Origin of the sequence: Allosphingosinicella sp., assembly GCF_036570505.1 — a bacterium.
In the GTDB taxonomy this organism is placed as follows: domain Bacteria; phylum Pseudomonadota; class Alphaproteobacteria; order Sphingomonadales; family Sphingomonadaceae; genus Allosphingosinicella.
This window is the reverse complement of the sequence record NZ_DATCYB010000127.1, coordinates 1-11,074: the sequence shown is the minus strand read 5'-3', so window position 1 is coordinate 11,074 and position 11,074 is coordinate 1. Positions and strand designations below refer to the sequence as shown.

The 11,074-nt window shown below is 66.0% G+C and carries 11 protein-coding genes; 5 read left to right on the top strand and 6 right to left on the bottom strand.

Annotated features, from left to right (window positions below):
- Window positions 1-33 precede the first annotated feature (33 nt).
- The 3 genes from VIR62_RS15790 to VIR62_RS15780 all read right to left on the bottom strand — a co-directional run bounded on the left by VIR62_RS15790 (window position 34) and on the right by VIR62_RS15780 (window position 2,367).
- Window positions 34-714 (bottom strand): ABC transporter ATP-binding protein, encoded by a 681-nt coding sequence (locus tag VIR62_RS15790; protein ID WP_431872844.1) that lies wholly within the window; start codon window positions 712-714, stop codon window positions 34-36.
- A gap of 15 nt (window positions 715-729) precedes the next feature.
- Complete coding sequence (locus VIR62_RS15785) at window positions 730-2,040, bottom strand: efflux RND transporter periplasmic adaptor subunit (protein ID WP_431872842.1); 1,311 nt, start codon at window positions 2,038-2,040, stop codon at window positions 730-732.
- Window positions 2,041-2,178: 138 nt separating this feature from the next.
- Entirely contained in the window at window positions 2,179-2,367 is a 189-nt protein-coding gene (locus VIR62_RS15780) for a hypothetical protein (RefSeq protein ID WP_431872841.1), read from the bottom strand.
- Window positions 2,368-2,578: 211 nt separating this feature from the next.
- On the opposite strand from VIR62_RS15780, the gene VIR62_RS15775 reads away from it, so the two are divergent.
- Window positions 2,579-3,976 (top strand): sigma-54-dependent transcriptional regulator, encoded by a 1,398-nt coding sequence (locus VIR62_RS15775; protein ID WP_431872839.1) that lies wholly within the window; start codon window positions 2,579-2,581, stop codon window positions 3,974-3,976.
- Window positions 3,977-4,062: 86 nt separating this feature from the next.
- Window positions 4,063-5,403, top strand: coding sequence for a sensor histidine kinase (locus VIR62_RS15770; RefSeq protein ID WP_431872837.1), 1,341 nt, complete (start codon window positions 4,063-4,065; stop codon window positions 5,401-5,403).
- A gap of 91 nt (window positions 5,404-5,494) precedes the next feature.
- Here VIR62_RS15770 and VIR62_RS15765 read toward each other — a convergent pair whose 3' ends face one another.
- Together VIR62_RS15765 and VIR62_RS15760 are read right to left on the bottom strand one after the other, a co-directional pair.
- Complete coding sequence (locus tag VIR62_RS15765) at window positions 5,495-5,926, bottom strand: RrF2 family transcriptional regulator (protein ID WP_431872835.1); 432 nt, start codon at window positions 5,924-5,926, stop codon at window positions 5,495-5,497.
- 44 nt (window positions 5,927-5,970) lie between these two features.
- The gene (locus VIR62_RS15760) at window positions 5,971-6,573 is read right to left on the bottom strand and encodes a YczE/YyaS/YitT family protein (protein ID WP_431872833.1); all 603 of its coding nucleotides are present in this window, start codon (window positions 6,571-6,573) and stop codon (window positions 5,971-5,973) included.
- 199 nt (window positions 6,574-6,772) lie between these two features.
- Here VIR62_RS15760 and uvrA point away from each other — a divergent pair, with 199 nt between their 5' ends.
- The gene (uvrA, locus tag VIR62_RS15755) at window positions 6,773-9,814 is read left to right on the top strand and encodes an excinuclease ABC subunit UvrA (RefSeq protein ID WP_431872831.1); all 3,042 of its coding nucleotides are present in this window, start codon (window positions 6,773-6,775) and stop codon (window positions 9,812-9,814) included.
- 2 nt (window positions 9,815-9,816) lie between these two features.
- Here uvrA and VIR62_RS15750 read toward each other — a convergent pair whose 3' ends face one another.
- Entirely contained in the window at window positions 9,817-10,278 is a 462-nt protein-coding gene (locus VIR62_RS15750) for a hypothetical protein (protein ID WP_431872830.1), read from the bottom strand.
- Window positions 10,279-10,380: 102 nt separating this feature from the next.
- Between VIR62_RS15750 and VIR62_RS15745 the strand changes: the two genes are divergently transcribed.
- Together VIR62_RS15745 and VIR62_RS15740 are read left to right on the top strand one after the other, a co-directional pair.
- A complete protein-coding gene (locus VIR62_RS15745) occupies window positions 10,381-10,536 on the top strand; it encodes a hypothetical protein (protein WP_431872829.1) in 156 nt (51 codons plus the stop codon).
- Between the two features lie 186 nt (window positions 10,537-10,722).
- A complete protein-coding gene (locus tag VIR62_RS15740; RefSeq protein WP_431872828.1) occupies window positions 10,723-10,929 on the top strand; it encodes a cold-shock protein in 207 nt (68 codons plus the stop codon).
- Window positions 10,930-11,074 lie beyond the last annotated feature (145 nt).

Genomic DNA, 11,074 nt, shown 5'->3' with positions numbered 1-11,074 from the left:
GGACCCCTCCGCCGCCAGGGCGGAGGGGAAAGTTTACGCGGCCCGGCGCCGCTCCTGCAGGATGCGGCCGTCGAGCATGTTGACGACGCGGCCGGCATAATCGGCATGGCCCGGCGAGTGGGTGACCATGACGATGGTCGAGCCTTCCGAATTCAGGGCCTGGAGCATCTTCATCACTTCCTCGCCATGATGGGTGTCGAGGTTGCCGGTCGGCTCGTCCGCCAGGATCAATTTCGGCTCGGCGATGAGCGCGCGGGCGACGGCGACACGCTGCTGCTGACCGCCGGAAAGCTGGCTCGGCCGGTGCCTGGCGCGGTGGCCGATGCCGACCTTGTCCATCACCTCGTCGGCGCGGCGCTTGCGCTCGCTGGCGGGGACGTCGTGATACAGCAGCGCCAGCTCGACATTCTCACGGACCGACAGTTCGTCGACGAGGTTGAAGCTCTGGAAGATGAAGCCGAGATTCTTCTTGCGACAATCGGCCAGCTTCGCCTCGGGAAGGCCGGCCACTTCCTGGCCGTTGAAGACGTAGGAGCCGCTCGACGGGCTATCGAGCATGCCGATGACGTTGAGCAGGGTCGACTTGCCGCAGCCCGACGGGCCCATCACCGCGACGAACTCGCCGTCCTCGATCTCGAGGTTGATGCCGTCGAGGGCCGTCGTTTCGACGGTGTCGGTGCGGTAGACCCGCGTCAGATCGCGCATGCTCAGCATTAGACCAGCTCCTTCTTATTCAGCTTCGAGGTCGAGCCGATCCTTGTCGGCAAAACCGGTGTAGGGTGAGGTGAGGACCTTCTCTCCGGGCTCCAGCCCTTCGAGAACTTCGATGTAATCGGAATTGCGGCGGCCGAGGCGGACGGGGCGCTTCACCGCCTCGTCGCCGTCGGGCGTCACCACGAACACCCAGCTGCCGCCGGTCTCGTTGTAGAAGGCGCCGTTGGGGATGAGCAAAGCGGGCGCCGGATCGCCGAGCGTCAGCTTGGTCTGCAATGTCTGGCCACGCTGCACGTCCGCCGGCGCCGGGCCGACGAAGTGGAAGTCCACCTCGAAGGTGCCGTTCCGCACCTGCGGATAGATTTTCGCGACCTTCAGATTGTAGGTCTTGCCGCCCCATTCTGCGGTCGCCGTCTGCCCCGGCTCGACGCGGCCGAGATAGAATTCGTCGACCTGGGCGACCAGCTTGTTGCCCTCGGTGTCGATCTGGCCGAGCCGCTCTCCCTGGCTCATCGACTGGCCGACCTGGATCGAAAAGGCGGTGAGCTGGCCGGAAACCGGCGCGCGAAGGTTGAGCGCGTCGAGCGTGGCGCGTGCGATGTCCAGGCTGCCGCTGAGCGACGCGTTCGACGCGCGCAACTGGGCGAGCTGGCTCGTCTGCAGCCGCTGGTTCACGGCCTGGCCCTGGCGAAGTACCTCCGCCCGCTTCTCCGCCGCGAGATATTCGTCGCGAGTGTCCCGGAAGACCTTGCCGGCGACGAACCCCTTCTCGAACAAGGGCTTCTGCAGATCATACTGGCGCTTCGCCTTGTCGGCGGCGAGTTCCGCTTCGATGACCGCACGTTTGTCCTGCATCTGCGTCTGCGCGAGCGCGAGTTCCTGGCTGCGCATCGAGTTCACCTCGCGCGACACCTCGGTCTGGCGGGCGAGCAGGCTGAGCTGGAGATCGGAATTGGAGAGGACGGCGAGGAGCTGCCCCTTCTGAACCATGGAACCATCCTCGACGAGCACCTCCTCGACACGACCCCCTTCGACGGCGTCGAGGTAGACGCTGACCAGCGGCGTCACCCGGGCGCGCAAGGGAAGGAAGTCATCGAAGGTACCGCGCTCGACCGTCGAGACGGTCACGCGGTCGGCGGCGATGGTCTGGGTGTCGGCGCTGGGCGCCATCGTGTAGAAGCCGGTGGCGGCGATGAGCAGCAGGGCGCCGCCGATGCCGAGCTTTATCGGCTTCGACAGACCCCTTCTCTCAACGACGCGATCCATCCCGCCGCCGCTCAGCGGCTTTGCCTCGTCGTCCGACGCCTTCATCCTAATCACACTCATTAAGGGGAACCTCCCACCCATCCAACGCAAAGGCCGTGCCAGAAGCGGGCGCACCGATAAGCGCGCGCGGCAGGCCGAGCGAGACGCACCGGCTGTCCGATTCCGGACAACGACTGTTCGCCTCCGGACAAGACCCGATCAGGCCAGCGACGGCTTGCAATCGGTCGAGACCGCGCCGGTGGCGAGGTTCGTGCAGACCTTCGCGACCATCACGCTCGCCGCCGGGCAGGTGCCGGCCGCCTCGACGGGCTGGAGGGCGGTAAAGGCCAGCGTCATCGAGATCATCGCCCAGGCGGCTGCGCCGGCGATAGTACGGGTGTTGGTCATTTCATGTCTCCCCGACAAAAGCTATCCTTTGCTCACTCCAGCATCGGCCGTGCCAAGTCGCATAAGGCCCGGAAATCCGCCTTTTCCGGCATCTTCAGGTTCCATCCGGCAGCCCTTGTGCTGTCCGTTTCCGGACGACGGCGTCCGCCGGCGGACAGGCTGGCACGGAAATTGATTGTTCACGACGGAACAGGGTTTAGGAGTAGGGGCCGTGAAGCGGGGACCGACATTCGCGCGATGCATCGTCGTCGACGACGATCCGGACATATTGCTGTCCGCGCGGCTGCTGCTGCGCGACCTGTTCGAGGAGGTCGCCGCCTTCCAGTCGCCCGACGAAGCGCTGGCGGCGATGCATGAAGGGCTGCCCGACGTCATCCTGCTCGACGCCAATTTCGGCCGCGGCGCGACCAACGCCGCCGAGGGCTTCCACTGGCTCGGCGAAATACTGAAGCGCGACCCCGAGGCCGTGGTGGTGATGATCACCGCCCATGGCGGCGTCCAGATCGCGGTCGAGGCGATGAAGCGCGGCGCCACCGATTTCGTCTCCAAGCCCTGGTCGAACGAGCGGCTGCTGGCGACGGTGCGCACCGCCGCGGCACTGCGCAATTCGCGCGAGGCGGCCAGCACCGAGCGCAAGCGCGCCGTTGCCATCTCGGCGCCGGTCTCCGGCGGCGAGACTCCGCTGCTTGGGCGTTCGCCGTCCATCGCCCGCGTCTTTTCCCTCATCGAACGCGCCGCCCCGACCGAGGCCAATGTCCTGATCCTCGGCGAAAACGGCACCGGCAAGGAGCTGGTCGCGCGCGAGCTTCACAACCACTCGCGCCGGGCCGACGGGGTGATGGTTTCGGTCGATTTGGGCGCGGTCGCCGAGAACCTCTTCGAATCCGAACTGTTCGGCCACGTGAAGGGCGCGTTCACGGATGCGCGCGGGGACCGCATCGGTCGGCTCCAGGCGGCCGACGGCGGGACACTATTTCTCGACGAGGTCGGCAATCTGCCGCTCCACCTCCAGCCCAAGCTGCTGACGGCGCTGGAGCAGAGGCAGGTGATCCCGGTCGGGTCCAACAAGCCGGTGTCGATCGACATTCGCGTCATCGCCGCCACCAACCTGCCGCCGGAGCGTCTCGCCGACGAAAGCCTGTTCCGGCAGGACCTCCTCTTCCGGCTCAACACCGTCGAGATCGAGTTGCCCCCGCTGCGGGAGCGGCGCGAGGACATCCTGCTCCTCGTCGACCATTTCGTGGCGCTTTATTCGAAGAAATACGGAAAGCCCGAGCGCGCGCTTCCGAACGACGTGGCGATGGCGCTCGAGGGCTATGACTGGCCCGGCAACGTCCGCGCGCTGCGCCATGCCGCCGAGCGGGCGGTGATCCTCGCCGGCGACGAGGCCTTCACGGTCGAGGATTTCTCGCTGTCGCGGACCGGCGCACCCAGACCTTCGACGCCGCCGTCCACGACCGGCGGCAGCGACCTCAATCTCGAACGCGCCGAGCGTCACATGGTCGAGGCCGCCTTGAAGAAGCACGCCTACAACATCTCGCTCGCCGCCGCCGAGCTCGGCCTCACCCGCGCCTCGCTCTACCGCCGCATGGACAAGCATGGGCTGTAGCGCGCTACCGGGCGCGTTGCCCCGCGAAGGCCGGGGTCCAGCGGGCGGCAGGAAACCGGGCCCAGGCTTTCGCCGGGGAACACTCGATGGGCTTTAAGCGCCGCTTCATCCTCGGGCTGATGTGGCGGGTGGCGCTGCTGCTGCTGGCGGCGTTCCTGTTCGTCTGGTCGCTCAGCCTCGAAGGTCTCGGCGCGGCGCGGCTGCTCGCCGGCCTGCTCTGCGTCGGCGCTATCGCCGGCCTTTGGCGTTTCATCCAGCGCACCAATGTCGAGCTGGCGCGCTTCGTCGATGCGGTACGCTTCGGCGATCTCTCCCAGAATTTCACCCATCGCCACGAAGGCAGCGGCTTCAGCGAATTCGGCGAGGCGCTGGAACAGGGCATGCGGCGCCTCCGCGACGAGCGCCATCGCCTCAGCGACGACACCCGCTTCTTCGAGGCGGTGCTCGACGACGCTCCGACCGCCCTTCTCACCATCGACGCCGAGGGCAAGGTCGAGCTTGCCAACAAGGCGGCGCGACGGCTGCTGGTCCGGCATACCGGGGTCCGCATCGAGGATTTCGCCGAATATGGCGACGCCTTCGCCAAAAGCCTCACCGACGCGTCGGTCGGGCGGCCGCGGCTGGTTCCCCTAACACTCGACAGCGTCCCCCAGACGGCGATGGTCAGCGCCGCCCTGGTGCACCGGCTCGGCAGCCGCATCCGCGTTGTTGCGGTCCAGCCGATCCAGGGCGAGCTCAACGCCGTCGAGATAGCGGCGCAAAGCGACCTGGTCCGCGTCCTCACCCACGAAATCATGAACAGCATGACGCCCGTCACGTCGCTCGCCCAGACCGCCGCCGGCCTGATGGCCGAGGTGGACAAGGGCGACAATCGAGACATCGCTGACGCGCGGGCCGCGGTCGAGACGCTGGCACGACGGGCAGACGGGGTGATGCACTTCGTCGAAAGCTACCGTCAGATCAGCCGCACCCCGGAAGTGCGTCGTCGCGTCTACGAGGTGCTGCCCTGGGCCCGCGAGCTGGAGGCGCTATTCCGCGCCGGCGACGCGGGCGCGGGCGTCACCTTCGAGCTCGACGTCTCGCGTGACGACCTCGCCATCGACGCCGATCCCGACCTCTTGGCGCAAGTGCTGATCAACCTGATGCGCAACGCGGCCGAGGCGGCCAGGGCGCACAGCGACGCTCCATCGGTATCGCTCTCCTTCGCCCAGACCAAGAGCCGCCGCGTCCAGATCGAGATCGCCGACAACGGCTCCGGCGTCCCCGAGACGCTGCGCCACGACATCTTCCTTCCCTTCTTCACGACCAAGGAGAAGGGCACCGGCGTCGGCCTCAGCCTCGCCCGCCAGATCGTCCTCGCCCACCGCGGCTCGATCGACCTCACCACCAGCGAGGCCGGCGGCGCGCTGTTCCGGATCCTGATCTAGCGGGTTCCAGTCATTGCGAGCAAAGCGAAGCAATCCAGCCAGGCTGGAGCGTAAATGGATTGCTTCGTCGCTTTGCTCCTCGCAATGACGGTTAGGGGTTGACCAGTTCTTCCTCGGGGATCGGATCGGCGAGGCTGAGACCGTCGAGAATGCGCGCGGTCTCGTCGCGGACCATCAGCATCACCCGGTGGAGCCGGCATTGCTCCTCGCTGATGCAGTTCTTGCACTTCTCGTAGGCGAACCGGCTCGCACAGGGCAGCAGCCCCAGCGACCCGCGCGTCAGCCGCACGACCTCGCCATAGCTGATCTCCGCCGGCGGCCGCGCCAGCCAGTATCCGCCGTCGCGCCCCCGCCGGCTCCCGATCAGGCCATCCCGGCTCATCTGCGACAGCATCACCGTCAGGAATTTGGGCGGGATCTTCTGCGCTTCGGCAATCTCCGCAAGCTGCACCGGTCCCTCCCCATAGCGGTCGGCGAGGTGAAGGAGCGCCCGGATTGTATACCGCGTCCGTTGAGAAAGCATGCGCCGCTCAATGAACCCAAGCTGCAATATTGGCAACCGTCGCTTCAGCCGGGATCGTTGGCGGTGCGGAGACGCTTCTCGACGGTGAGACGATCCAGGAAGAAGTGAACCAGCGGCCCGATCGCCACCGCGTAGAGGACGGTGCCGAGCCCGATCGTGCCGCCGAGCACCACGCCGACGGCCAGCACCGCGACCTCGATGCCCGTCCGCACGCGCCGGAGCGGCCAACCGGTGCGGGCGGCGAGGCCGGTCATCAGGCCGTCGCGCGGGCCGGGGCCGAGCGCGGCGCCGATATAGGCGCCGCCGGCGATGCCGTTGAGGACGATGCCGCCCACCAGCCACGCCGCCCGCACCGGCAGGCTCTCCGGCTCGGGGAGCAGGGCCAGGCTGAGATCGGCGGCAATGCCGATCACGAACATGTTGGCGATGGTCCCGAAGCCGGGCCGCTGGCGGAGCGGTATCCAGAGTAGCATCACCGCCGCGCCAACCCCGATCACCACCGTGCCGAAGCTGCCGCCGACCTGCTCGAACAGGCCCTGGTGGAACACGTCCCACGGGTTGAGCCCAAGATCGGCGCGCAGCATCAGCGCCGTCGAGAAGCCGAAGAGGAAGAGCCCGGCGAAAAGCTGGACGAGGCTGCGGGTCATCCGCGGGCCTTTGCCCGCAAGCGCCGCCAAATCCTATAGCGGGTTTCCCGCGAGCGGATCCCCAGCTCCCTTGCCATCCGTCCGTCCCGCACCCACTTTCGGGACGTCGCGCCCATGGCCGGGACGATCTTGCTAAATCAGAACAAATCTGGAACAACTGGTCCATGCTGACTTACATCCGGAGGCATAGGTTTACCGTATGCTGACCCACATAAGCGTCCGCGGCGCGCGCGAGCATAATCTGAAGAGCGTCGACATCGACATCCCGCGCGAGACGCTGACGGTGATCACCGGGCTCTCGGGCAGCGGCAAGTCGTCGCTCGCCTTCGACACCATCTATGCCGAGGGCCAGCGGCGCTATGTGGAGTCGCTCTCCGCGTACGCGCGCCAGTTCCTGGAGATGATGCAGAAGCCCGACGTCGACCATATCGAGGGCCTCTCCCCCGCCATCTCGATCGAGCAGAAGACGACCAGCCGCAACCCGCGCTCCACCGTCGCCACCGTCACCGAGATCTACGATTACATGCGCCTGCTCTGGGCGCGGGTCGGCGTGCCCTACAGCCCCGCCACCGGCCTCCCCATCTCCGCCCAGACCGTCAGCCAGATGGTCGACCGCGTCATGGCGCTCCCCGAAGGCACCCGCCTCTACCTCCTCGCCCCGGTCGTGCGCGGCCGCAAGGGCGAGTATAGGAAGGAAATGGCGGAGTGGCAGAAGGCCGGCTTCACCCGCGTCCGCATCGACGGCCAATTTTACGACATGGAGGACGCCCCCGCGCTCGACAAGAAATACAAGCACGACATCGAGGTGGTGGTCGATCGCCTGGTGGTGCGTGAGGGCATTGAGACGCGGCTGGCGGACAGTCTGGAGACCGCGCTGAAGCTGTCCGAAGGCCTCGTCTACATGGACCCTGCCGATCCATCCCCCTCCCGCTCGCGGGAGGGGCTAGGGGAGGGCCTGTCGCCCAATGGCGCGGCTCCGGACACTCCCTCCCCCGACCCCTCCCGCGAGCGGGAGGGGAGTGAGCGCTCGGTGCTCCAGGACAACGCTCCGCCCGGCCGCATCGTCTTCTCCGAAAAATTCGCCTGCCCGGTCTCCGGCTTCACCATCGCCGAGATCGAGCCGCGCCTGTTCAGCTTCAACGCTCCGCAGGGCGCCTGCCCCGCCTGCGACGGCCTTGGCGAGAAGCTGCTGTTCGACCCCGAGCTCGTCGTCCCCAACCAGAATCTCTCGATCAAGAAGGGCGCCGTCGTCCCCTGGGCCAAGTCGCAGCCGCCGAGCCCTTATTACATGCAGGTCTTGGGCTCCCTCGCCCGCGAGTTCGATTTCAGCCTCGAGACGCCGTGGAACGCGCTGCCCGAGGAGGTGCACGACATCATCCTCTACGGCACCAAGGGCCGCCCCGTCACCTTGACCTTCGTCGACGGCCGCAAGACCTACGACGTCCGCAAACCCTTCGAAGGTGTCATCGGCAATCTCAACCGCCGCATGCTCCAGACCGAATCCGCCTGGATGCGCGAAGAGCTCAGCAAATACCAAAGCTCCGCCCCCTGCGAGACCTGCGGCGGCGCCCGCCTCCGCTCGGAGCCGCTCGCCGTCAAGATCGCCGGCGAGGACATCAGCATGTCCACCCGCCGCAGCGTCCGCCACGCCTATGCATGGTTCTCGACGCTCGAAGCAAAGCTCACCCCGCAGCAGCAGGAGATCGCCCGCGCCATCCTCAAGGAGATCAACGAGCGCCTCGGCTTCCTCAACAATGTCGGCCTCGATTATCTGAATCTCGACCGCACCTCCGGCACCCTGTCGGGCGGCGAGAGCCAGCGCATCCGCCTCGCCAGCCAGATCGGCTCCGGCCTCTCGGGCGTCCTCTACGTCCTCGACGAGCCCTCGATCGGCCTCCACCAGCGCGACAACGACCGCCTGCTGATCACCCTCAAGCGCCTCCGCGATCTCGGCAACACCGTCCTCGTCGTCGAGCATGACGAGGACGCCATCCGCCACGCCGACCACGTCATCGACATGGGTCCCGGCGCCGGCGTCCATGGCGGCGAAGTCGTGGCGCAAGGCACGCTCGAAGACGTCCTCAAGAACGAGAAGTCGCTGACCGCCGATTATCTCACCGGCCGCCGCAGCGTCCCCGTCCCCGCCCAGCGCCGTAAGGGCACTGGCAAGACGCTCACCATCCACGGCGCCACCGCCAACAACTTGAAGAACGTCACCGCCGGCATCCCGCTAGGCACCTTCACCTGCATCACCGGCGTCTCGGGCTCGGGCAAGTCGAGCTTCACCGTCGACACCCTTTACGCGTCAGCCGCGCGCCAGCTGAACGGCGCCCGCGTCCTCGCCGGCCGCCACGAAAAGCTCACCGGCCTTCAATATCTCGACAAGGTGATCGACATCGATCAGTCGCCGATCGGCCGCACCCCGCGCTCCAACCCGGCCACCTATACCGGCGCCTTCACCCAGATCCGCGACTGGTTCGCGGGGCTCCCGGAGAGCGGCGCGCGCGGCTATAAGCCCGGGCGCTTCAGCTTCAACGTCAAGGGCGGCCGCTGCGAGGCGTGCAAGGGCGACGGCGTCCTCAAGATCGAGATGCACTTCCTCCCCGACGTATACGTCACCTGCGACGTCTGCCACGGCGCCCGCTACAATCGCGAGACGCTGGAGGTGAAGTTCAAGGGTCGCTCGATCGCCGACGTGCTCGACATGACGGTCGAGGACGCGCACTTATTCTTCAAGGCCGTCCCCCCGATCCGCGACAAGATGGCGATGCTGGAGGAGGTCGGCCTCGGCTACGTCAAGGTCGGCCAGCAGGCGACGACCTTGAGCGGCGGCGAAGCCCAGCGCGTCAAGCTCGCCAAGGAACTGTCGCGCCGGGCGACGGGGCAAACTCTCTACATCCTCGACGAGCCCACCACCGGCCTCCACTTCGAGGACGTGCGCAAGCTCCTCGAAGTCCTCCACGCCCTCGTCGAGCAGGGCAACACGGTAGTCGTCATCGAACACAATCTGGAGGTCATCAAGACGGCCGACTGGATCATCGACCTGGGCCCGGAAGGCGGCGACAAGGGCGGGGAGATCGTGGCGGAAGGGACGCCGGAGCAGGTGGCGGAGGAGCCGCGGTCATATACGGGGCATTATCTAAAGCCACTGCTTCAGGGATCGCGAGCTGAGGTCGTAGCTGCATCACCGAAGAAGAAGCGGCGTTCCATCTCGATGCGTCAGCGAGAGGCGGCGGAGTAAATTCAAGTTTCAGGGAATGTTTCCAAGAAGTACTGCGTAAACATCCTTAGCCTTTGGAGGGCGTCCGCAACAAGCTCGCGCATGTCATGATCACTCAGGTCCCGGGGGAATCTCCCAATCGCTTCTAAGCTGGTCATAGCTTCATCTATATGGCGAAGCCGCTCGTCGTCGAGCTCCGTCAAATTTCTATGACGGTGGAAGTGGCATATCTCGTGCGCTACGGCTCCTTTCATCCCAAGCTGCGAGTTAGCGTTAGCAACGCCGGGGCCGGGATAAATGACCGTACCATAAGCGATCTCCGCGATCTCATGGCCGTCCTCTACGCGCACGCGAAAGACCGTTGGGCCGTCTTCGCGGTATATGAAGGGCACATCTCTATCGAGACCAAAAAGAGTGCTTGCGACGCTCTGAATTTGGCCGTCGGTCAGCGGCACCGTGTTCCTGCCGTCGAGCAAAGACGCCATGGCTAACGCTCCAGCAAGAAGGATAGATCACTCGGCTGAGAGGTTACGGCAACAAGCTGCCGCAAGACACGACCCGCTTCCGCGCGACTGGCTCCCGTGTTGGTGACGGTAAGTTTTCGCCCATCGCGGGGGGCGATCGTCCGCGCGTCCGGCGAGACGCCGGGCGCGGCTGAGCTGGTCGTGCGCCGCTGGTCCTGGCCCGGCCCCGGCGGCAAGCCCGTCTACAATTATCGCCTCAGATTTGCTCAATATGCATGAAGAAATTGCCTCTTTCCGTCTTCCCACTGGCACCACTTGTTTTATCGGGCTCCACCTCCCACATAATGAAAGCACAGTCGCACGGCGGCGGACTCTTGGCTTAACGGCCTCTTTTCCTTCTCTCTATGCTTCGCATGCATGGCACGGCCACTTCGGCCTCGCCATAATTCTACTAAGGAAAAGACTATGCCGATCGGCACCGTGAAATTCTTCAATCTCGACAAGGGCTACGGCTTCATCCAGCCCGAGGGCAGCGGCAACGACGCCTTCGTGCACATTTCGGCCGTCGAACGCGCCGGGATGACCACGCTCAACAAGGACCAGCGCCTCAGCTACGATCTCGAGAACGACCAGCGAGGCAAGGCCAGCGCCGTCAATCTCCAGGACGCCTGATCACGCGCGGGGGGCGCCGGTGACGCGGCGCCCCTCTTCCTCATCCACCCTTGCCAAAGGCCGCGCCATGACAGCGATGCAGCAATTCTACCTCGATCGCGCCACCGAAGCCGGCCTCCTCGCCGCGGCCGCCCCGCTCGCCAAC

Coding starts and splice junctions, on each gene's coding strand:
- uvrA (WP_431872831.1), top strand. CDS start 6,773: ATGCTGACCCACATAAGCGTCCGCGGCGCGCGCGAGCATAATCTGAAG.
- VIR62_RS15750 (WP_431872830.1), bottom strand. CDS start 10,278: ATGGCGTCTTTGCTCGACGGCAGGAACACGGTGCCGCTGACCGACGGC.
- VIR62_RS15760 (WP_431872833.1), bottom strand. CDS start 6,573: ATGACCCGCAGCCTCGTCCAGCTTTTCGCCGGGCTCTTCCTCTTCGGC.
- VIR62_RS15790 (WP_431872844.1), bottom strand. CDS start 714: ATGCTGAGCATGCGCGATCTGACGCGGGTCTACCGCACCGACACCGTC.
- VIR62_RS15740 (WP_431872828.1), top strand. CDS start 10,723: ATGCCGATCGGCACCGTGAAATTCTTCAATCTCGACAAGGGCTACGGC.
- VIR62_RS15780 (WP_431872841.1), bottom strand. CDS start 2,367: ATGACCAACACCCGTACTATCGCCGGCGCAGCCGCCTGGGCGATGATC.
- VIR62_RS15785 (WP_431872842.1), bottom strand. CDS start 2,040: ATGAGTGTGATTAGGATGAAGGCGTCGGACGACGAGGCAAAGCCGCTG.
- VIR62_RS15770 (WP_431872837.1), top strand. CDS start 4,063: ATGGGCTTTAAGCGCCGCTTCATCCTCGGGCTGATGTGGCGGGTGGCG.
- VIR62_RS15765 (WP_431872835.1), bottom strand. CDS start 5,926: ATGCTTTCTCAACGGACGCGGTATACAATCCGGGCGCTCCTTCACCTC.